At 66.7% G+C, this 22,933-nt stretch carries 12 protein-coding genes; 2 read left to right on the plus strand and 10 right to left on the minus strand.

Going from position 1 to position 22,933, the window contains the following annotated elements; genetic code table 11:
* The first annotated feature begins 51 nt into the window (after window positions 1-51).
* On the plus strand, window positions 52-1,659 hold the full coding sequence (locus tag BUF17_RS11105) for a GMC family oxidoreductase (RefSeq protein WP_073628640.1): 1,608 nt from the start codon (window positions 52-54) through the stop codon (window positions 1,657-1,659).
* Window positions 1,660-1,671: 12 nt separating this feature from the next.
* On the opposite strand, the gene BUF17_RS11110 is transcribed toward BUF17_RS11105, so the two are convergent.
* The 6 genes from BUF17_RS11110 to BUF17_RS11135 all read right to left on the minus strand — a co-directional run bounded on the left by BUF17_RS11110 (window position 1,672) and on the right by BUF17_RS11135 (window position 13,286).
* On the minus strand, window positions 1,672-3,192 hold the full coding sequence (locus tag BUF17_RS11110; protein ID WP_073628642.1) for an efflux transporter outer membrane subunit: 1,521 nt from the start codon (window positions 3,190-3,192) through the stop codon (window positions 1,672-1,674).
* 21 nt (window positions 3,193-3,213) lie between these two features.
* Window positions 3,214-6,462 (minus strand): efflux RND transporter permease subunit, encoded by a 3,249-nt coding sequence (locus tag BUF17_RS11115; RefSeq protein WP_073628644.1) that lies wholly within the window; start codon window positions 6,460-6,462, stop codon window positions 3,214-3,216.
* Window positions 6,459-9,560 carry a multidrug efflux RND transporter permease subunit gene (locus BUF17_RS11120; protein WP_073628646.1) on the minus strand — a complete coding sequence of 1,034 codons (3,102 nt, stop codon included), beginning with the start codon at window positions 9,558-9,560 and terminating at the stop codon, window positions 6,459-6,461. The genes BUF17_RS11115 and BUF17_RS11120 overlap by 4 nt, the downstream gene beginning before the upstream one ends.
* On the minus strand, window positions 9,557-10,849 hold the full coding sequence (locus BUF17_RS11125; protein WP_084564485.1) for an MdtA/MuxA family multidrug efflux RND transporter periplasmic adaptor subunit: 1,293 nt from the start codon (window positions 10,847-10,849) through the stop codon (window positions 9,557-9,559). The genes BUF17_RS11120 and BUF17_RS11125 overlap by 4 nt, the downstream gene beginning before the upstream one ends.
* 368 nt (window positions 10,850-11,217) lie before the next feature.
* The gene (locus BUF17_RS11130; RefSeq protein ID WP_073628649.1) at window positions 11,218-11,799 is read right to left on the minus strand and encodes a hypothetical protein; all 582 of its coding nucleotides are present in this window, start codon (window positions 11,797-11,799) and stop codon (window positions 11,218-11,220) included.
* 758 nt (window positions 11,800-12,557) lie between these two features.
* A complete protein-coding gene (locus tag BUF17_RS11135; protein ID WP_073628651.1) occupies window positions 12,558-13,286 on the minus strand; it encodes a glucosamine-6-phosphate deaminase in 729 nt (242 codons plus the stop codon).
* Between the two features lie 365 nt (window positions 13,287-13,651).
* Here BUF17_RS11135 and BUF17_RS11140 point away from each other — a divergent pair, with 365 nt between their 5' ends.
* Window positions 13,652-17,665, plus strand: a complete 4,014-nt coding sequence (locus BUF17_RS11140; protein ID WP_139282498.1) for a Pls/PosA family non-ribosomal peptide synthetase — start codon at window positions 13,652-13,654, stop codon at window positions 17,663-17,665.
* 444 nt (window positions 17,666-18,109) lie between these two features.
* Here the strand turns inward: BUF17_RS11140 and BUF17_RS11145 are convergent, their stop codons facing one another.
* From BUF17_RS11145 to BUF17_RS11160, 4 genes are all read right to left on the minus strand, one after another.
* On the minus strand, window positions 18,110-19,147 hold the full coding sequence (locus BUF17_RS11145) for an ABC transporter permease (protein ID WP_073628653.1): 1,038 nt from the start codon (window positions 19,145-19,147) through the stop codon (window positions 18,110-18,112).
* Entirely contained in the window at window positions 19,144-20,649 is a 1,506-nt protein-coding gene (locus BUF17_RS11150) for a sugar ABC transporter ATP-binding protein (protein WP_073628655.1), read from the minus strand. The genes BUF17_RS11145 and BUF17_RS11150 overlap by 4 nt, the downstream gene beginning before the upstream one ends.
* A 115-nt stretch (window positions 20,650-20,764) precedes the next feature.
* Complete coding sequence (locus BUF17_RS11155) at window positions 20,765-21,757, minus strand: sugar ABC transporter substrate-binding protein (protein ID WP_073628657.1); 993 nt, start codon at window positions 21,755-21,757, stop codon at window positions 20,765-20,767.
* Between the two features lie 94 nt (window positions 21,758-21,851).
* The gene (locus BUF17_RS11160; protein WP_073628659.1) at window positions 21,852-22,922 is read right to left on the minus strand and encodes a CapA family protein; all 1,071 of its coding nucleotides are present in this window, start codon (window positions 22,920-22,922) and stop codon (window positions 21,852-21,854) included.
* Between the last annotated feature and the right edge of the window lie 11 nt (window positions 22,923-22,933).

A 22,933-nucleotide genomic window follows, 5' to 3' on the forward strand; every position in this document is an offset into this window, starting at 1 on the left:
AGCGCCGATCAAGCGCGCCGCAGAACGAGCGCGGGTGCGGGGAGGGGCGCGATGGCCGAGGACGAGTTCGACTTCGTGATCGCGGGCGCGGGCTCGGCCGGCTGCGTGCTCGCCAACCGGCTTTCGGCCGGCGGGCGTTACCGCGTGGCCCTCGTCGAGGCCGGCGGTCCCGACAACTGGATCTGGTTCCACATTCCGGTCGGCTACCTGTTCGCGATCGGCAATCCGCGGGCGGACTGGATGTTCCGCACCGAGCCCGAGCCGGGCCTGAACGGCCGCGCGCTCGCCTATCCGCGTGGCCGGGTGCTCGGCGGATCGTCGGCGATCAACGCCATGATCTACATGCGCGGGCAGGCAGCCGACTATGACGGCTGGCGTCAGCTCGGTCTCGATGGCTGGGGCTGGGACGACGTTCTGCCGGTCTTCAAGCGCCACGAGGATCATTTCGCCGGGGCGAGCGAGTGGCACGGTGCCGGCGGGGAATGGCGAGTCGACCGTCCCCGGCTGAAATGGGAAATCCTGGATGCCTTCATCGCTGCGGCGAACGAAATCGGTATCCCTCCAACGGCGGATTTCAACACCGGCAGCAACGAAGGCTGCGGCTATTTCCAGGTGAACCAGAAGAACGGGCGCCGCTGGAGTGCGGCGCGCGGCTTCCTCAAGCCGGCTCTGGGTCGGCCCAACCTCTCCGTTGTCACCGGCGCCCTCGTCGACAAGGTGATGATCGCCGAGGGCCGCGCCACCGGGCTCGTGGTGCGGCAGAACGGTCGCGAACGCCGGTTGACGGCCCGCGTGGAGACCATCCTCTCCGCCGGGGCGGTGGCATCGCCGGTTCTTCTGGAACGATCCGGCATCGGCGACGGCGAGCGGCTTACTACCCTCGGCATCGAGACACGCCGGCATCTGCCCGGGGTCGGCCGCAACCTGCAGGATCACCTGCAGATCCGGCCGGTGTTCAAGGTCTCCGGCGTCGCGACGCTCAACACCGATTATCTGTCGCTCTGGAAGCGGGCGCGCATGGGTCTGGAATATGCCGTGCTCCGGCGCGGCGCGCTGACCATGGCGCCGTCGCAGCTCGGCGCCTTCACCCGATCCTCGCCGGAGTTCGCGACGCCGAACCTGCAGTTCCACGTCCAGCCGCTTTCGCTCGGCGCGTTCGGCGAGCCGATGCACACGTTCGGCGCCATAACCGTCAGCGTCTGCAATCTGCGCCCGACCAGCCGCGGCGAGATCCATGCGCGCTCCGCCTCGCTCGACGATGCGCCGGTGATCCAGCCGAATTATCTCTCGACGGATCAGGATCGGCACGTCGCCGTCGCCTCAATCCGCCTTGCGCGAAAGGCGATGGCGGCGCAGGCGATGCGGCGCTACCGGCCGGAGGAGTTCAAGCCCGGCGATCACCTCACCGGCGAGGGCGAACTCGAACGCGCGGCCGGCGACATCGCCACCACGATCTTCCACCCCGTCGGAACCGCGAAGATGGGCATCGAGAGCGATCCGTTCGCGGTGACCGATACGCGGCTCAGGGTGAGGGGGATCGAGCGGCTGCGCGTCGTCGATGCCTCGGTCATGCCCACGATCACGTCCGGCAACACCAACAGCCCGACGATGATGATCGCCGAGCGCGGCGCGGACATGATCCTCGCCGACGCCCGTTGAGCGCGGGGCCGTTCAGGTCCGGTTGCCCGACGCGGGAACGATGGCCGCAGCCTGGGGCGTGCCGGCCGGCGCAGGCGACGGGTCAGGCGCGAGCGGCGCCTTCTTGATGTTGCCTGCCGTCGGCAGGTCCGCCGTCTCCCAGCCGCCGCCGAGTGCACGGATCAGCGAGACGGTAGCGTTGACCCGGTCCGAACGCGCCTGCAGCAGGGTCTGCTCGTTGCTGAGCGCGGTGGTCTGGGCCTGCACGACGGTCGTGTAGTCCTGCGTGCCAGCCTGGTATTCGTTGAGGCTGATGGTGACCGCCTGCTGCGCGGAGGCGACCGCTCGCCGCTGCACGGCGATCTGGCGCGCGAGGATGCGCAGCGACGAGAGTTCGTCTTCCACGTCCTGGAAGGCTGCCAGCACCGTCTGGCGGTAGTTCGCCACGCTCTGCTCGTAGCCCGCCTGCGCGGCCGCCACCGTCGCCGTGCGAAGCCCGCCGTCGAACAGGATCTGCGCGCCGCTCGCGGCGAGGCTCCAGACCTGGTTGGAGGCGGTCAGAAGCTGCTGCATGGCGCCGCCGCCGAAACCGGCCGAGGCCGACAGGTCGATGTTCGGGAAGAACGCCGCCGTCGCCACGCCGATCTGGGCGTTCTGCGCCTGCATGGTGCGTTCCGCGGCCGCGATGTCCGGTCGCCGCTCCAGAAGCGTCGACGGCAGTCCCACGGGAATCTTGGGCACGCGGTCCGTCAGCGCGCCCGGCGGGATCGAGACCTCGCTCGGGGTTTTGCCGACCAGGAGCGCGATGGCGTGCTCGTATTTCGCCCGATCGACCTCGGCCGCGATCGCCCGGGCCTGGGTCGAAAGCAGCTGGGTTTCGGCGGTGATGACGTCGGAGCGCGCGGCGGTGCCCTGTTCGTACTGATTGCGCGCGATCTGGAGCGAGCGCTGGTACGCGGTCGCCGTCTCGTTCAGAAGTCGCTTCAGGGAATCCTGATAACGCAAGAGGAAGTAGTAGTTTGCGAGGTCCGCCTGCGCGGAAAGCCGGGCATTCGCCAGATCCGCCGCGCTGGCCTGGGCGCTGGCGGTATTGCCTTCCACCTGGCGACGGACCGAGCCCCAGATGTCGGGCTCCCAGCTCGCGTTGGCGAGAACGTTGTATGAGACCTGATCGTTGTTGCTGGCGCGCTGGCGCGACACCTCCGGGTTGAAGGTCGCGCTTGGATATAGCCCGGACTGGGCTTCCGCGACGATGGCGCGCGCCTGGCGGTAGGCAGCCTCGAAGGCCTTGAGGTTCTGGTTGTTGACGACGACCTCCGCCTCTAGCCGCGACAGCAGCGGATCGCCATAGAGGTCCCACCAGGGACCTCGGTCGACATGGTCCGACGGGTTCGCCGGCTTCCAGCCGTCGAGTTCCTTGTAGGCGACGGGGACGTCGGCGCTTGGCCGCACATAGTTCGGCCCCACCATGCAGCCGGCGAGAAGGCTCGTTGCCAGCAGCGCCAGGGCGGCGCGCCGGCGGGGATGAGCGACGATCGAGGACCGGAGGTTCATGGGAGGCGTCCGCGCAGGCGATCAGGAGGCGGCGCGGCGGTTGCCGCGCGTGAAGCTGCGCCACTTCGCGGCTGAACGGAGCCGCAAGCGGTCGAGGGTCAGGTAAACGACGGGGGTGGTGTAGAGCGTGAGAAGCTGACTGACGATCAGGCCGCCGATGATGGCGATGCCGAGCGGCCGGCGGATCTCACCGCCTTCGCCGAAATCGAGCGCGAGCGGCAGCGCGCCGAGAAGTGCGGCGAGCGTCGTCATCATGATCGGTCGGAAGCGCTGCACGGCGGCGCGGTGGATCGCCTCCAGCGGCGCGAGTCCCTCGTTGCGTTCGGCCTGCAGGGCAAAATCCACCATCATGATCGCGTTCTTCTTGACGATGCCGATCAGCAGGATGACGCCGATGAGCGCGATGACCGAGAACTCGGTGCCGGAGACGAGCAGGGCCAGCACCGCGCCGACCCCCGCCGAGGGCAGTGTGGAGAGAATCGTGATCGGGTGGACATAGCTCTCATAGAGCACGCCGAGCACGATATAGATCGTGACCAGTGCCGCAAGGATCAGGAGCGGCTGGTTCTGCGACGTGGACTGGAACGTGGCCGCGGTGCCGGAGAAAGAGCCCTGGATCGAGGTGGGCAGGTGGATTTCGGCCGCGGCGCGATCGATAGCCGCGACGGCATCACCCAGCGAGGCGCCGTCGGTGAGGTTGAACGAGATCGTCGCCGAGGCGAACTGACCCTGGTGGCGGATCTGCGTGGGCGTGCGGCCCGGCTCGTAGTGCGCGAAGGCGCTGAGCGGGATCATGGTCTCGTTGCGGGTCGAGACCGCCGCGCCACTCGACGTGCTGGCGCTTCCCCCCGTGGCGATGGCGTTGGTGGCCTGGTTCCGAACGGCCGTTGCCGCGTCGGAGCCCGCGGTCGCCGCGGATGAACTCGTGGTGGAGTTGGTCCGCGACGAGCCGCTCGCCCTTGCGCCGGAACCGCTGACATAGATCGTATCCAGCGTGGACGGGTCCGTCAGGAACTCCGGCGCCAGCTCCATGATCACCCGGTACTCGTTCATGTCGCTGTGGATCGTCGAGACCGAGCGCTGGCCGAACGCGTCGTAGAGCGTCGCATCGATCACGTCCGGTGACAGGCCGTAACGGGCGGCGGTGGTGCGGTCGAGCACCAGCTGCATCTGGAGGCCGCCTTCCTCCTGATCGGAATTCACGTCGGTCACGGACGGCTCGTGGCGCAGCGCCTGCACGAGGCGCTCGGACCAAGCATCGAGCTCGCGAGTGTCGTCGCCCTGCAGGGTGTATTGGTATTGCGCTAAGCTCTGCCGTCCGCCGACGCGCAGGTCCTGGCGCGAGAACATGAACAGCCGCGCGCCCGGGACTTCCGCGAGCTTGGGCCGCAGCCGGGCAAGGATCGCATCCGCCGAATCGCGTTCCGCCCTCGGCTTCAGCGTGATGAAGACGTTGGCCGAGTTGGTCGTCCGTCCGCCGGTGGAGCCGATCACCTGATCGACGCCAGGATCGCTGGCGACGATCTGCTGCACTTGCCGCAGCTTCTGCTGCATGAGCGTGAACGAGATGGCGCTGTCGGCGCGGATGCCGCCCATCAGAAGGCCAGTATCCTGAGGCGGCATGAAGCCTTTTGGAACAATCGCGTAGAGAACAACATTCAAGACGATTGTGATGAGAAGCGAGGTCAATACCAGCCGTGGGTGACCCAGCACCCACCCGAGGGAACGGTCATAGCCCCGCTGCGCGGCCGCCATGGCGCGCATTCCGAGGCCCGGCCGTTTTTCCTTGCGCTCCCGAGGCAGCAGCACGGCGCACATCATGGGCGTGGTGGTGAGCGAGATGACGAGCGAAATGGCGATCGCCATTGAGAGCGTGATCGAGAATTCCTCGAACAGCCGTCCGATGATGCCGCCCATCACCAGCAGCGGCAGAAAAACCGCGATCAGCGACAGGCTCATCGACAGGACAGTGAAGCCGACCTCTTTGGCACCGTTGAGGGCGGCGACGAGGCGCGTCTCGCCTTCCTCCATGCGTCGGGAGATGTTCTCAAGCACGACGATGGCGTCGTCGACGACGAAGCCGGTCGCGATGGTGAGTGCCATCAGTGAGAAATTGTCGAGGCTGTAGCCGGCGAGCGCCATCAGGCCGAAGGTGCCGATGATCGAGGTCGGCACGGCAACGCTCGGGATGATCGCAGCCCTGAGGCTGCCGAGGAATACGAACACCACGCCGACGACAAGCAGGACCGCGATCACCAGCGCCCGCTGGGTATCGCGGAAGGAGGCGCGGATCGTGACCGAGCGGTCGCCCGTCTCGGTGAGAGTGACGTCGCCGGGCAGAGCGGCTCGCAATTGTGGCAGCACCGCCCGGACGCGGTCGACGGTCTCGATGACGTTCGCGCCGGGCTGGTTATAGACCGTCAGCAGCACAGCCGGGTCGCCGTTGATGAAGCCGGCGTTGCGAACGTCTTCGACGGAATCGATCACGCTGGCGACGTCGGTCAGCTTTATCGCCGCGCCGTTGCGGACGGCGACGGTGATGTCGCGGTAGTCCGCGGCCTTTGACGCCTGGTCGTTGGCGTAGATCTGCCAGCGCTGGTTGGAGGATTCGATGATGCCCTTCGGGCTGTTGGCGTTGGCCGAGGCGAGCGCGGCCCGGACGTCCTCCAGCGCGATGCCGTATTTCGCCAGCGAATGGGGGTTCAGCTCCACCCGTACCGCCGGCAGCGACGCGCCGTTGACGTCGACATTGCCGACGCCTTCGACCTGGGAGAGCTTCTGCTGGAGAATGGTGGCGGCGGTATCGTAGATCTGGCCGCGATCGCGGGTCGGCGACGACAGCGCCAGGATCAGGATCGGCGCGTCCGCCGGGTTGAACTTGCGATAGGTCGGGTTGGACCGCAGGCTCGACGGCAGATCCGTGCGCGAGGCGTTGATGGCGGCCTGCACGTCCTTCGCCGCGCCCTCGATATCGCGGCTGAGATCGAACTGCAGCACGATGCGGGTGTTGCCGGAGCTGCTCTGGGACGTCATCTCGGTGACGCCCGCGATCTGGCCGAGATAGCGTTCCAACACGCCCGCGACGCTCGTCGCCATCGTCTCCGGGCTGGCGCCGGCCATCTGCGCCTGCACCATGATGGTGGGAAATTCGACGTTCGGCAGCGGCGCCACCGGCAGCTGCCGATAGCCGAGAAGCCCCGCGATGATCACCGCCACGGTCAGCAGCGTCGTCGCGACCGGCCGGCGGATGAAGGGCGCGGAGAGGTTCACGTCGCCTCCCCGCCGGGCTGCCGCGCGGCGCCGCGGCCGGACAACCGCTCGCCGAGCCGCGCGAAGGCGAGATAGATCACCGGCGTCGTGAACAGCGTCAGCACCTGGCTGACGATCAGGCCGCCCACGATGGCGATGCCGAGGGGCTGGCGAAGCTCGGAGCCTTCGCCGCTGCCGAGCATCATCGGCAGCGCCGCGAACAGCGCCGCCATGGTCGTCATCAGGATCGGCCGCAGCCGCAGGAGGCACGCCTGCCGGATCGCCTCGCGCGGGGTCTTGCCCTCGCCACGCTCGGCATCGAGCGCGAAGTCGATCATCATGATCGCGTTCTTCTTCACGATGCCGATGAGAAGCACGATGCCGATGACGGCGATGATGTCGAGTTCGGCACCGGCCATCATCAGCGCGATCAGCGCCCCCATGCCGGCGGAGGGCAGGGTGGAGAGGATCGTCACCGGGTGGATGAAGCTCTCGTAGAGCACGCCGAGCACGATATACATCGCCACAACGGCGGCGAGCACGAGGAACAGCTCGTTGGAAAGCGCATTCTGGAAGGCCGCCGCCGCGCCCTGGAAGCGGAGCTGGAAGCTCTCCGGCAGCCCGATCTCCGCGGTCGCGGTGCGGATCGCGTCCACCGCCTCGCCGATGGATGCGCCCGGCGCGAGGTTGAACGACACCGTGGCCGCCGGGAACTGGCCGAGATGGGAGATCGACAGCGGTGCCGCACGCTCCTCGACGGTGACGACGGAGGACAGCCGCACCTGCCCCGTGCTCGACATCGACGAGGGCAGGTAGATGGAATCGAGCGCCTTCAGACTGTCGGCGAGCGTCGGGTCGGCCTCCAGGATCACCCGGTACTGGTTCGACTGGGTGAAGATGGTGGAGACGATACGCTGGCCGAAGGCGTCGTAGAGGGCGTTGTCGATGGTGGCCGGGGTAATGCCGAACCGCGCCGCCGTGGTGCGGTCGATGGTGATGTAGGCAGCAAGTCCGCTGGCCTGCAGGTCGCTCGAGACGTCGGTAATGGAGGGAATGCCACGCAGGGCGCTCACTACCTTCGGCACCCACTCCTTCAGCTCGTCGCCGTTCGGATTGTCGAGGATGAACTGGTACTGCGCGGCGCTGAGATTGGTGTCGATGGTCAGATCCTGCACCGGCTGCATCGAGATCGAGATGCCGGGCAGGGCGGAGGTTTCCTGCTGCAGCCGGCGGATGACGCCGCCAGCGGAAGCGGTGCGTTCGTCCCTCGGCTTCAGGTTGATGAAGATGCGGCCGGAATTCAGGGTCGGGTTGATGCCGTCCACGCCGACATAGGACGAGAGTCCGGCAACGTCCGGATCCTTCAGGATGATATCCGCCAGCGCTTCCTGCCGTTGGGACATCGCCCCGAACGATACTGACTGATCGGCCTGGGTGATGCCCTGGATGACGCCGGTGTCCTGGACGGGGAAGAAGCCCTTGGGGATGTAGATGTAGAGCGCGACCGTGACGGCGAGGGTGGCGATCGCCACCACCAGCGTCGCGGCCTGCCGGTCCAGCACCCAGTCCAGCATACGAGCGTAGCCGGCGATGATGCGGTCGAACAGCGTCGGCTTGCCCCCGGCCGCGCCGTGTTCCGGCGCCGTGTGCAGCAGCTTCGCGCACATCATCGGCACCAGCGTCAGCGAGACCACGGCGGAGATGACGATGGTGACCGCGAGCGTGATGGCGAACTCGTGGAACAGTCGCCCGACCACGTCGCCCATGAACAGCAGCGGGATCAGCACCGCCAGCAGCGACACGGTGAGCGAGATGATGGTGAAGCCGATCTCGTCCGAGCCCTTGAGGGCGGCCTCCAGCGGGGAGAGACCCTTCTCCAGATGGCGTGCGATGTTCTCGATCACCACGATGGCGTCGTCGACCACGAAACCGGTGGCGATGGTGAGCGCCATCAGCGAGAGGTTGTCGATCGAGAGGCCCCAGAGGTACATCACGCCGAGTGCACCGACGAGCGACAGCGGGATCGACAGGCTCGGGATGATCGTGGCCGGCAGGTTGCGCAGGAACAGGAAGATCACCAGCACGACGAGCAGGATCGCAAGGCCGAGTTCGAAGGCGACATCCTTGACCGAGGCGCGGATCGAGGTCGTCCGGTCGGTCAGGAGCGAGACCGAGACCGACTGAGGCAGCGAAGCCTCGAGCTGCGGCAGCATCGCCTTCACGCGGTCGGCGACGGCGATGACGTTTGCGCCGGGCTGGCGCTGCACCGACAGGATCACCGCGGGCTGGCGATCGACCCAGGCAGCCAGGGCGCGGTTTTCAGAGGCCTCCACAACCTGAGCCACGTCCGCCAGCCGGACGGGTGCGCCGTTGCGATAGGCGATCACCGACTGGAGATATTCCTCCGGCGACTCGATCTGATCGTTGGCATCGATGGTGTAGGAGCGCGACGGACCGTCGAAGCTGCCCTTCGGCGTGTTGACATTGAGATTGCCGAGCGTGGTCCTGAGATCGTCGATATTGAGGCCGTAGGCGGCAAGCGCCTCAAGGTTCGCCTGCACGCGGATCGATTTGCGCTGGCCGCCCGAAATCGTCACGAGCCCGACGCCGGCGATCTGCGACATGCGCCGGGCGAGCCGGGTATCGACGAGGTCGTGCAGGGCGGTCGTCGAAAGCGTGTTCGACGTGATGGCGAGCGTGAGGATCGGAAAGTCCGCCGGGTTGACCTTGGCATAGATCGGCGGCGCGGGAAGGTCCGAGGGCAGGGAGCTGTTCGCGGCGTTGATGGCGGCCTGCACTTCCTGCTCGGCGACGTCGAGCGGCAGGTCGAGTCCGAACTTCATCGTGATGACCGAGGCACCGCCGGAGGTCGTCGACGACATCTGTTCGAGGTTCGCGACCTGTCCGAGCTGCCGCTCCAGCGGCGCGGTGACCGAGGAGGTCATCACATCCGGGCTCGCCCCGGGATAGAGCGTCCGGATCTGGATGATCGGGTAATCGACCGCCGGCAGCGCCGAGATCGGCAACCAGAGCGCGGCCACCAGCCCGGAAAGCAGGATCGCGACCATCAGCAGCGTGGTCGCCACCGGCCGAAGGATGAACGGGCGGGACGGGTTCACGCCGGCGGCCCCGCGGCATTCTCAGCGAGAGGGCTGCCCTGCCGCGCCGGCCGGTCCTGATTGCTGTCCCCTGGGCCGACAGGCTTGCCGTCGATCTCACGGACGGAAACCCGGGCCTTGTCGCGCAGCCGGTCGACGCCATCGACGACCACGCGATCGCCGACCGCAAGACCGCTGGTGATCACGGTCTCGCCGTTCTGGGTCAGACCCGTCTCGACCGTGCGCAGCGATACGGTGTCGTCGGCGCCGACAAGATAGACGAAGCTGCCGGGCGTGCCGATCTGCACCGCGGCCGACGGCACCACCATCGCGTCGTGCAGGGTCTTCACCAGCAGTCGGGCGTTGACGAACTGGTTCGGGAACAGGGTCTCGTCCGTGTTCGGGAACTCAGCCCTCAACTTCACCGTGCCGGTCGCGGTGTCGATCACGTTGTCGAGGGTCATCAGCGTGCCCGCGGCGACCATCTTGCTGTTGGTGCGGTCGTAGGCGTCGACCTTCAGCGTCTGCCCGGCGCGCACTTCGGCAGCCACGTCGCCGATCTTGTCCTCCGGAAGGGTGAACACCACCGAAATCGGCTGGACCTGCGTCACGACCGCGATGCCAGTGCTGTCGCCGGCGCTGACATAATTGCCGGCATCGACCTGCCGCAGACCGACGCGCCCGTCGATCGGCGAGGTGATGCGGCAGTCGCCGAGATCGACCTGCGCCGCGTCAACCCGCCCTTGTGCCGCCTTCGCCGAGCCTTCGAACTCGCGCACGCTCGCTGCCTGGGTGTCGACGTTCTGCTTGGAGATGGAATCCTGATCGCGGAGCTTCTGGTAGCGGGCAAGGTCGATCCGGGCATTGTCGAGCTGCGCCTGAATCTGAGCGAGATCACCCTGATTCTGCTCGAGCACCGCCGCATAGGAGCGGCAGTCGATTTCGGCGAGAAGGTCGCCCTTCTTCACCGCCTGCCCTTCCTTGAAGGCGACGTTGGTGAGGTAGCCGCTGATGCGGCTGCGGATGGTGACGGTCGCAAGTGGGGTAACGGTACCGAGGCCGTTAAGCACGACTGGAACATCGGCGGTGGTCACGGTGGCGACGGCGACCGGGGTGGGGCCGCCCATCATGCCACGCTGGACCGCCGTAGCCGTGGCGGGACGATGAAGCAGCTTCCAGGGCTGGTAGTGGACGATTGCGGCCGCACCGCCGCCGATGACCACCACGCCAAGGAGGATGCGTAGCCATCGCCGTGCGGGCTTGCGCGGGCGTACGCCGGGCGCAACGTCTGCTTCGGTCTTCTGCAACATGACGTCTTACCGCTCCGAGCCTTGCGTCGACGGGTACGCAGTCGGGAAAACAACCACCGGAACCCGGGGCAGGAGGGAGCCGCAGGGTCCGAAACAAGGCACCACACCTTGCGAAACGTTCCAACCGCCGGTGTCCTACATGTCCCGCACGCTGATCGTCCCCGGATCTGGCAAATTTGCGGTGACAGCCGACAAATCCTCGTGACGCCGCGGACGCCCTCCGCGCGCCGAACTCCGACGGCAGATCATGCCCGATGCCGGACGGCCGTTGTCAAATGGAAGCGGCCGCCCGCGTGTCGTCGCGGACGGCCGCATATCAGGCCATCAGAATGCCGTTCCGGCCTTCAGGGAAGACCGGTGAGATGGAGTCACCAGCCCCAGCCGGGCCGGCAATGCAGGCCGCCCCACGGGCCGCGCCAGCAGTAGCCACCGCGCCACGGGCCGGGGCCTCCCCAGTATGGGCCCGGGCCGGGTCCGTACCACCAGTCGATGAAGAGCGAGATCTCCTTGCCGGAGGACGGAACCGTGCCTTCCAGAATGCGGTAGTCGTAGGTCAGCGCGTCGCCGTCTATTCGCGGGTTTTTCAGCTCCACCACGGCCAGTGCCGTCTTGTCGGCGCTCTGGATCGAGAGCGTGGCGTTCGGCGGATCCTTCTCGAAGCCGTCCTTGCCCTTGGTCCAGAACTCGACGAACTTTGCGGTCAGGGCGTCGCCCGTCATGCGCTCGGGCCGGTCGGTGAACATCAGCGTCTGGGGCGCGACGCCCTTCAGCGTGATGCTCTTGCCGTCGGACGTGAACGTGTCGGCGACCTGAACGAACAGCCAGTTCGCCGCCGGCATCTCGACGCGCTCGCCGACACCGCCGAGGTTCTTTTCCGTGGCGTCCTGCGCATTCGCAGGCCCGATCACGGCGCAGGCTGCCAACAGCAGCCCGCAGAGAAGCGTCTTCATGGAATAGCCTCCTGAAATTGGAAAGGTCGTCGGCGGCACGCCCGACTTCCGCGGACGCCCGTGTCGCCGGCAGCCGTCATTTCTGGCCTGTTTGGACGCAATGCCCTGCGCCCGGACATATCGGAGTTGCCCTCATCTGCCGTTCTGCCGGGTCTCTTTCGAGCTCGCTTCATTCCACCGCGGCGGCGTCGCGGCCTGCGGTCTCATCCGCATTCGCGTCATGGCGCCGCTGTAGCGCTTTCCGATCTGATGGACTCATCAGATCCACAAGAAATCGCTCGAGATTCAAAAGCTTGAGCATATCCTTGTCGTACAGACCGGTTCGATCAGAACGGGATATACTAGCCGGTACAAGAGGCCGAGATCGTAGATGAGACTTATCGGACGTGTGGAGGCCGGATATGCGCGGCATCGAAGTACGATGAAAATTTCAATCTTCGATCATGTGGTAAAGCGCATTTTACTACGCTCCCACATGCGAGTGTTGCCGTTCGCAAACGGCTATTTCAATATAAATTTGCGGGTGTCTAAAATCGACATTCTCGCCACCATCAGGACGGTCAGGCCGATTTAAAGATCCCGGTGACAACTGGAATCTCGCGGGCCGTAACCCGGCCTGATGACGGCTGTGCGACCTCTTCTAGAGCGCTTTCCAATCTGATGGAATCATCAGATCGGCAAGAAATCGCTCCAGATTCAAAGCCTCGAGCATATCCTTGTCGTTCAGATCGGTTCGATCTGAACGACAAGGATATGCTCTAGATGTGCCGCTGCCGGACGTGCCGGTCGGCGATAAACGTCACGTTCGGATGGTCGAGCAGTGCGGTGACCGGCCAATTCTGATCGGGGATACCGCGAAGAAGGGCTGCAACAGCCTCGTCCTTGCCATCGCCGGCGACGAGCAACAGGATGGCTTTCGCCCGCTTGATGGTGGCGACGCCCATGGTCAGCCCTGCGGCCGGCACCTCTGCCGGATCCGGATAGAGCACCGCCTGCGCTGCCCGTGTCTTCTCGGTGAGGGCGACCTGCCGTGTCCCCGCACTCCAGTCGCTACCCGGCTCGTTGAAGGCTATGTGGCCGTTCCGTCCGAGCCCGAGAATTGCAAGGTCGAGCCCGCCAACATCTTCGATGGCGCGCTCGAATGCGAGACACTCCGCATCCGGGTCAGCGGCATCGCCGCGAAGCAGCCGAACTTGGTGCGGCTGTATCTTCAAAGGCCGGAACAGGTGCTGCCACAGGAAATGGCCGTAGCTGCGTGGATCGTCCGCAGGCTTGCCGACAAATTCGTCGAGGTTGAAGAAGCGGGCCCGCTGGCTGTCGAACGTGCCGCTGTCGTGCAGGGCGATGAGGCGGCGATAGAGCCCAAGAGGGGTCGCGCCGGTCGGCACGGCGATCACCGCATCCGGCTTGTCTGCCAGCAGCGCGGCGACATGGTCTGCCGCGCGTCGGGAAAGTGCATCTGAATTCTCAAGCCAGATCGGAGTCATTGTCGCTCGGGTCGTCATGATCGTCGCCGGCCGGTGTTCCGGGGCGGAGCGATGGGAAGGAAGGGTCGAAGGGGGATTTTCGACCTTGCGGCGACCGTTTTGGACCAGGGCCGCCGGTCCCGCAACGCATCTGCTTGTCGCGTGATCCGCAAGGGTAGTGAGTTGAACGGCCGCACGCTTTGCGGCGGTAACGGGATGCCGCGTCGTCTGCGGCAAAAGCGGACCACTCAGCGTTGCCTCAAAGATCTTGAATGTCGTCCAAAAGCGCCGCGCCAGCTTCACATTTTAGCCCTGCCGCTTCGTCAATAACGCGATCGTGATGCCGTGCGTCGGGGGATTTGACGATGAATATGCTGGACAGCAGCATGAGACTGGCTGTTGCAAGCGCCGCGGAAGCAGTTATCGCGCCTCTCCCGCCCGCCGAGGCCGTCTTTGATGGCCGACCTTATGCTCGTGACGAACTGCTTCACGAGATCTTCGACAGCAGTTGCGAAGAGAACAGCTCGCGTACCGCTCTGCGGATGCTCGGTGGCGATCCGGATGACATCCGGCGTGCGACGCTGACCTACGAGGAGCTTCGCGAGCGCAGCCTTCGATTCGCCTGGCAGCTTCGCTCGATGGGCGTGCAACGGGGCGACAGGGTCGTCATCTGCCTCCCGCGCGGGCTCGACCAATATATGGCGATCCTCGGCACGCTCTGGGCCGGCGCGTGCTACGTCCCCGTTGACTGGGGTTATCCTCAGGATCGGATCGACTTCATCGTCGCGGACAGCGGAGCCGTCCTCGTCGTCACCCACGAGGAGAGGGCGGGCGCCATGGCGGTGCGGGTCCTGCCGGTCGACGCGACGCTCGGCGATCTTGCCGCTCACCGCCCGGACCCGATCGGGCGCGCCGTGACCGGCTGCACGCCCGACGACCTCGCCTACATCATCTACACCTCCGGCACGACCGGGCGGCCCAAAGGCGTGATGATCACGCACCGCAACATCTGCCATCTGATCCGCTCGGAAAGCGCGATCCTGGCGGTCACAGCCGAAGACAAGGTGTTCGGCGGCTTCAGCCTCGCGTTCGACATGTCCATCGAGACGATGTGGAGCGCGTTCCTTGTTGGAGCGGAACTGCTGGTCGCCTCCGAAACGCTGGCGAAGGCAGGGCCGGATATCGCGGTCCCGCTTGCGGAGGCCAGGGCAACCGTCTGGCATGTCGTGCCGTCGCTGCTGACACTGGTCGAGGAAGCGATGCCGACGCTGCGCCTCCTCAATCTCGGCGGCGAGGCCTGCCCGCCCGATCTCGTGGAGCGCTGGGCGCGGCCGGGCCTGCGCATGCTCAACACCTACGGCCCGACCGAGACCACGGTCACGGCCACGTGGACCGAACTGCAGCGCGGGCGGCGCGTCACCATCGGCAAGCCGCTGCCGGGTTACACCGCATGGATCGTCGATGACCTGCTCTGGCCAGTACAGGCCGGCACGGAAGGCGAACTCGTCATCGGCGGGCCCGGCGTTGGCGGGGGCTATGTCGGCCGGCCGGACCTAACCGCCGACAAGTTCGTCACCGCGCCCTTCAAGGCACCGGACGGCGCACGGCCGGTCGTCTATCGCTCGGGCGATCTCGTCCGGCTCGATGCCGCCGGAGAGATCGAATATATCGGCCGTATCGACACGCAGGTGAAAATCCGCGGATTTCGCGTCGAACTTGCGGAGATCGAGGCGGTCATCGCCGAGGAGCTGGGTGTCGCGCAGGCCGTGGTCCATCTCTTCCGCGACGACGACAGTGCGGAGTTCCTGGCGGCGTTCGTGGTGGCGCGGGCAGGGACGGCCGTCGATCTCGACGCCGTGCGGACCCGCGTGCGCGACCGCCTGCCGAACTACATGCGGCCCGCCGCCTATCAGCAACTCGATGCGCTGCCGACATTGGCCGCATCCGGCAAGGTCGACCGCAAGGCGCTGCAGCGGCCTGCTGCCGCTCCGGCAAGCGAGACCGACATCGTGCCGCCTTCCGGCCCGGTCGAGACCGAGCTCCAGCGCATCTGGGCGGCGACCTTTGCGCCGCGTCAGGTTTCCGTGCTCGACGACCTGTTCGAGGACCTCGGCGGCCATTCCCTGAAGGCCGCGCGCCTTGTGTCGGCGATCCGCAAGTCGCCCGGCTTCGAGGGCGTCTCCATCCAGGACCTCTACGCAGCGCCCTCCATCCGCAAGCTTGCGGCGCGTCTCGGTGGCGCCGTCTCCGCCGCGCGTGTCGACGAGACGAGCTTCCACCGCATTGCCGAGTGGAAGCGCTGGCTGTGCGTGGCGGCGCAGACCGTCGCGCTGCTGCCGATCTACACGGTGGCTGGGCTGCAGTGGTTCTTCCCCTATCTCGCCTATACCCATCTGGCGGGAGACATGGACCGGGTGCCGGCGCTGCTTCTCAGCGGCCTCAGCTTCATCTTCATCCCGCCGCTGGCGATGGTGATGTCCATCGTGGTGAAGTGGGTGGTCATCGGCCGCTTCAAGGCCGGCAGCTATCCCCTTTGGGGTGCTTATTATTTCCGCTGGTGGCTTGTCCGGCGCCTCTCCGAGGTGATCGCGACACCCTATCTGGCGGGAACGCCGATGATGCGGCTCTATTGCCGCCTGCTCGGCGCGCGGGTGGGCAAGAGGGCGTTCATCGGCCGCGTCGAGGTCGATGCCGCCGATCTCCTGACCATCAGCGACGATGCCATCGTCAGCGACTATGCCTTGCCGGCGACGAGCTCGGTGTCGCGCGGCCAACTTCATCTCGGCCCGGTCGAAATCGGCCCTCGGGCGTTCGTTGGCTCCATGGCGGTGGTCGGCCGCAACAGCCGGGTCGGGCAGGGCGCGGTGCTGGAGGATCTCTCCTCGCTCGCCATCGGCGCTGATATTCCCGACCGCGAGATCTGGAGCGGGTCGCCCGCACAGTCGACCGGCCGGATCGCCACGCCGGCCGAGGCGATGGAAAGTTCGTTGCCGCAGCGCATCCTCTCCACCGCCGTGCTCTGGATCGCGGCGCTTCTCTTGCCGATCGTCGCCGTGCTGCCGATCGCGCCCGGCCTGCTGATGATGATCGAGGTGGACTGGCAGACGGAGAGCTATCTCTATCTGTTGATCTCGCCGCTTCTCGCCGCGACCTATGTGCCGCTGATGTGCGCGCTGACCGTTGCCGTCAAGCGCTGCGTCATGGGGCGCGTCGAGCCCGGCCGGTACGGCATTCACTCTTGGTTCTACGTGCGCTTCTGGTTCGTGCAGCAGGTCAACGATCTTGCCCTGCGGCTGCTGCACCCGATCTACGCCACGCTCTATGTCGTGCCGTGGTACCGCGCGCTCGGCGTGAAAGTCGGCCGTCGTGCCGAGATCTCCACCGCGGCGGCGATCATCCCCGATCTCGTCGAGATCGGGCCGGAGAGCTTCATCGCCGACGCGGTGCTGTTCGGCGCCGCCAAGGCGGAGCCGGGCGCCATCCGTCTGGAACACACGAGGATCGGGCGCCGCAGCTTCATCGGCAACAGCGCGCTGCTGCCGACCGGGGCCACGATCGGCGACGAGGTGCTGATCGGCGTGCTGTCGAAACCGCCGGAAGACGGCGGGGCGGAAACGCCGAACGGCACCTGGTTCGGCTCGCCGCCGATCTCCCTGCCGGTCCGTCAGACCGTTGGCATGTTCGATGAAGGCGCGCGCTTCAATCCCTCACGCAAGCTCGTCGCGACGCGACTGGCGATCGAGGCCGTCCGCGTGGTGCTGTCGCTGACGATCTTCCTCGCGCTGTTCAGCCTGCTCCTGTCGGTCGTCGGCGACCTCGACGATCTCTCCGACGACGGCACGCTGGTCGCCTTCGCGTTCCCGTTCCTCTATTTCGGCTTCGCGCTGTGCTGCGGTCTGTCGGTGGTGGCGCTCAAGTGGCTCGTCATGGGCCGCTACAAGCCGACCACACAGCCGCTCTGGAGCACGTTCGTGTGGCGGACGGAACTCGTCACGTCGACCTACGAGAACCTCGCCGTTCCCAACCTGCTGCAGCCGTTGCAGGGCACGCCGTGGCTGCCGCTCTATCTGCGGCTGATGGGCTGCCGGATCGGCAAGCGCTGCTATATCGACACGACCGACATCACCGAGTTCGATCTGGTCGATATCGGCGACGACGTGGCGCTCAACGACCTCGCGGGTCTCCAGACCCATCTGTTCGAGGACCGCGTCATGAAGGTGAGCCGCGTGACCGTGCGCGACCGCGCGACCATCGGCTCCTATGCCATCGTTCTCTACGATGCCGAGATCGGCAAGGACGCGCAGCTCGGCGACCTTTCCGTCATCATGAAAGGTGAGGTGCTGCCGGACGGGACCGCATGGGAAGGATCGCCGGCGCGCCTGTCGCACAATGCCGTGTAGCGCCACGCGGATTCTCCGCGTGTGCTTCGAGCGACGCTGCAGCCGCCAGACCGGCGGATGCAGCGCCCCGCCATTTCCCGGTCCGGCTGGGAACGGGCGCCGCCAACATGGACCGGCCCGCCGTCGCGGTCGTCCCCGTCCTGCGCAGTATGTTCCATAACCTGTGTTATCGGACTCAACTTCGTCCAGCGGCGAAACCGGAGAGCCGTGATCCGGCGCGCCGAGCCCGTGGAGCCGGTCCTGTGCATCCCGGCCGCTCTGCCGTCCGATGCCGCATCGCCCGTTTGCAAGGTGGGCGCCACGCAAGGTAGGCGCCGCGATAGTCACGGATACCGGCCTCGCCGCTGTTCTGCCGGCCGGGCCGGTATCGTTCCGGCCCGCTTTCCGCGGATGGCATGCGGACGCGCCCAGCCTGTCGACGCGACGGCCCGCCGACGGGTTCGGTCAGTTCGCAAGCCGCGCCAGCTGCTCGCTAACGCGTCGGCGCTGTTCGAGGCGCGGACCGAGGAAGTTGCCGAGGGCATCAAGGCTCGCCGCGAACACGAGCGCCAGGCCGCTCGCCACGAGCTGCACGAACGGCGGCACCGCCAGCAGGACGAGGCCGTTGTCGAGCACGCCAAGGAACACCCAGGCCGTCAGCACGCCGAAGATGCGCCCTCGCCCGCCGGCGAATGCGACGCCACCGAGAAGCACGATGGTGAGCGCCTGCAATTCCATCATCAGCCCGAGCGAACCTGGCGATGCGCCGTCGAGGCGCGCGACGAGCAATACGCCGGCCAGTCCCGCCGCCGTGCCGGTCGCGACATAGAGCCCGAGCACCACCGGCCGGACAGGAAGCGCGGCCAGGAATGCCGCCTGCGGATTGACGCCGATGGCGAACACGTAGCGCCCCCAGACCGTCATCGACAGGAATCCGGCGGAGAGCAGGAACACCGCACCGACAACCCACAGCAGCACGGGAATGCCGAGCAGGTTGCCGTTCCCGATCCAGAAGAAGGTGTCGCCGAGGCCCGCGACTTCGATGGAGTTGGTAAGAAGCGTCGCGCCGCGCAGCACACTCAGCATGCCGAGCGTCACGATGATCGGGCTGAACCGCAAATAGGCGCACAGGATGCCGTTGACGAGCCCGACCAGAGCCCCGGTGCCGACGCCGATCAGCACGCCCGCCCCTGCCGGCATCCCCCACGACGTCATGGCGATGGCCGTGATCATGCCGGAAAAGCCGATATTGGAGCCGACCGACATGTCCACCTGACCTGCGATGACCAGCAGCGCCATCACCGCGGCCACGACGCCGATCGCGGCATAGTTGGTCAGGATCACTTTGAAGTTGGAGATCGTGAGAAAGACGCTGCTTTCCAGAGAGAAATACGTGATCAGCAGCAGCAGCGCGAGAAGAAGGATGTTGTTGACGACGAGCTCGACCGGGGGACCCCGGCGGGCGCGGCTCGACGGCAATGCGGTGGCGGTCTCAGTGCTCATGCGGTCTTCCGTCCCTGATGTTCGACCTCGTGCGCGAGCGCGAGGAGACGGCCTTCTTCGATGTCTTCATGTTCGACGATGGCGGCGACCCGGCCAGCGGACAGAACGACGACCCGGTCCGCGATCTGAACCAGTTCCTCCGGCTCCGACGAGGTGACGAGCACACTCTTGCCGGCATCGGCGCTGGCGCGGATCGCGGCGTAGATGTCGCGCCGGGCGCCGACGTCGACGCCCTGTGTCGGTTCGTCCAGCATCAGCAGCCGGCAGCCGATGGTGTCGTTCAGCCAGCGCGCGATGACGAGCTTCTGCTGGTTGCCGCCCGAGAACCGGCGGGCCTGGAGGTCGATGCGCGGCGGCTGCAGGTTGAGCGGCGTCACGGCCGTGTTGAACGCGAGCCGTTCGCGCGCGAACCGGCGCACGCCGGCCATGGCGAGCGCCGCATAGGACGGCAGCAGCATGTTCTCCCCCGCGGAGAGCGATCCGATGATGCTCTTGCGCAGACGGTCGGACGGCACAAGGGCGACGCCGGCCGCGACGGCGTCGCCGGGGCTCGAAGCCGCGATGGTTCGGCCGTCGATCGAGACCGTGCCGGCGAAGCGGCGGTGGCTGCCGAACAGGGTCTCCACGAGTTCCGTGCGGCCGGAGCCGACGAGACCGAAGACGCCGAGCACCTCGCCTTCGCGGATATCGAGGTCGACGGGGCCGATGCCCGGGGCCAAGAGGCCGCGGACGGAGACGGCCGTCGTCCGCGCTGCGCCTGCCTGAGCGGCCGGCCGCCCACGGGCGATGCGCTCCCCGGCGATGGCATCGACGAGATCGTCACGGTTGAGATCCTTGACGGCGCCGGTCAGCACCACCTGCCCGCCACGCAGCACCGTCACGCGGTCGGCGAGTGTGAACACCTCGGCAAGCCGGTGCGTGACGTAGAGCAGCGGCAGCTTCTGCTTCTTCAGCGCCAGCAACTGCTCGCCGAGCGCCTCGGCTTCCTTCTCGGAAAGAGCGGCCGTCGGTTCGTCGAGGATAAGCACCTTCGGACGGGTGCGCAGCGACTTGGCGATCTCGACGGCCTGAAGACCTGCGTTGCCGAGGGTGGACAGGGCCGCGGTCGGCCGGATGTCGACGCCGAGTTCATCGAGCCAGCGCGCGGCTTCGCGGCGCTGGGCGCGCTTGCGGACGAACGGGCCGATCCGAAGCTCCTGGCCGAGGAACATGTTGTCAGCGACATCGAGGCTCGCGGCCAGCGAGAGGTCCTGATAGATCACGGAAATGCCCGCTTGGCGGGCGGTCCGGGGCGTGAAGCCGTCGAAATGCTCTACGCCGACCATCATCGTTCCGGAGTCCGGCACGATGGCGCCGGAGAGACACTTGATCAGCGTCGACTTGCCCGCCCCGTTGGCGCCGAGCAGGGCATGGATTTCGCCGTCGGCGACTTCGAGGTCGACGCCCTTGAGCACCTCGACCCCGCCATAGGATTTCCGCAAGCCGTAGACGGCAAAGGGCATTGCGCACTCCGCTGCTGATGAGCTCCGTTGAGCTGGCCCCGTCTTCCCGGCGGATCGAGACGATGCCGCCGGGAAGGGAGACCTGCCGATTGGATGAAGAGCAAGTTTCAGGCCGTCATTCGCCCTGCTGCTTCAGATATTCCTCGGCCTTGGGCGACTTCTCGGTGACGAGTTCGAGCGGCACGATCACGTCGCCGGTCTTCTCGCCCTTCAGGAGCTTGTCGCCCGTCTCGACGATGGCGTATCCAACCTGAACCAGCGGGATCGCCATGGAGGCGCGGTAGACCGTGCCACCCTGCTTCAGGAGCTTCAGTGCCGGCACCGTGCCGTCCATGCCGCCGATGAATCCGGTCGGGTCGGCGGGATCCTTGCCGGCGGCAACCCAGGCCTTGTAGGCGCCCTCGGTCGCCGGATCCTCGACGCCCAGGATCACGTTCGCATCCGGGTGAGCCTGAAGCAGCGAGCGGGTGACGTTCAGGCCCTCGGTCGGGCTGATCGCGTCCTGCTCGGCGACGATCTCCACATTGGGCGCCTTGGCGAGCAGGCCATCCTTGATGCCGGAGCCGCGCTGCTGGCCCCAGATGCCCTTCTCATAGCCGAGGATGATGGCCTTGGCCTTGCCGCCGAGCTTGTCCGTCACCCACTGGCCGGCATATTCGCCGAGCTGGCGGCCGTCAGGATATTGCGCGTAGCCGACGGTCGCATCCTGGTTCTCGATCTTCTGGCCGTAGGTGATCCACACCACACCGGCCTCGCGCGCCTGCTTGGCGACGGACTCGAACGCCGCCGGCTGCAGCGTGTTGACGACGATGACGTCGACCTTCTGTCCGATCCAGGTCTTGATGGTGTTGATCTGCTTGTTCAGGTCCGTGCCGGGGTCGTCGACGATCACGTCGTACCCCATCTCCTTGCCCTTCTCCTTGGCGGCGTCGAGCGAGGTGATGACGGCGCCGATAACCGAAGCGTTGGGGAAGCTGACCGCGATCTTCTTGTTTTCGGCGAAGGCCGGACCGAGCGAGGCGGTGGCGGCGACGGCGAACGCCATGCCGGCGATGACGACGCGGCGGGAGAGGCAGAGAGGACCGAGGCCCCGGATGGAAGTCTTCATGCGCATGTTCCCTTCTGTCTGGTTTGATCCGGTTTGTGGTTGATCGGGTGAACCCGGCTCTTGCGGCCGGTATTCGCAAGCGTTCCGGCCGTCGTCAGGCCGGCAGCACCTCGAGCAGGCCGCCCGCGGCCGGGCGAACGATCGCCCCGAGCGGTTCAGAGAGCCGCGCAAGCCTTGCGGCGATGCGGCCGGCGACCTCACCATCCGCCGCCATCGGCAGGCGTTCGGCATCGAGGGTGGTGGGGTGAAGGCGGATCGACGATGGGGCATCGCCGTCCCAGTCGAGCGTGGCGAGGTATCCGTCCGGCGACATGCCGGCCCACAGCGCCTGCACCTGCGCACCGGCCGGCAGGAAGATCTGCTGGCCGATGAACGTGCCTGCGCTGAAGAAGATCGGCTTGCCGGTGTGGAAGCCGATGCCGTGGATGGCATGGGGATGGTGGCCGTGGATGATGTCCGCCCCTGCCTCGATCAGCGCCCTGCCGAGGGGATGCTGGTATTCGGCGATCTCCTCCCCGGAGCCGAAGCCCCAGTGGATCGTGACGATCAGCACGTCGCACTGCGCCCTGGCCCGTTCCACGGCGGCGCAGGCCCAGGCGAGATCGTCGCCTCGTACGCGGGTGCGCACCGTGACGACGGAGATGTCGCCCGGTTCCTCCATCTGGTACCAGGGGTCGATCTCGTAGCTGGTCTCGACATGGATCGGCGACAGGCCCGGCCGGTCGTCCGCCGCGCTCATGCCCGTGGGCGTGAGGCAGGAGAACGCGATGACGCCGACGCGCCGGCCATTCGCCACCGCGAAATGCGGAGCGGCGGCAATCTCCCGGCTCTCGCCGACGCCGACGACCGCGATGCCGCCGGCGGTAAGTCCGGCGCGGGTGTCTGCAAGCCCTTCCCAGCCATAGTCGACGGCATGGTTGTTGGCGAGCGTGAGCACGTCGAAGCCGAGCACCGGCACGTCGGCGGCCAGCCTCGCCGGCGCGCGGATGTTGAGGAGCTTCTGGACCCGCGTGCCCCGATCCGTCGTCGCCATCTCGAAATTGCCGACCGAGAAATCGGCGCCGCGCACGAGACGATAGATTGCCTCCGCCGTGGCCGGAGGCGAGTGGAGCGGCCGTGTCGGCAGGATGTCGCCGCTGAGGGCGATGCGGATCGGCATGGTCATGCCCCCTCCCC

Source organism: Pseudoxanthobacter soli DSM 19599, from assembly GCF_900148505.1.
Classification (GTDB): domain Bacteria; phylum Pseudomonadota; class Alphaproteobacteria; order Rhizobiales; family Segnochrobactraceae; genus Pseudoxanthobacter; species Pseudoxanthobacter soli.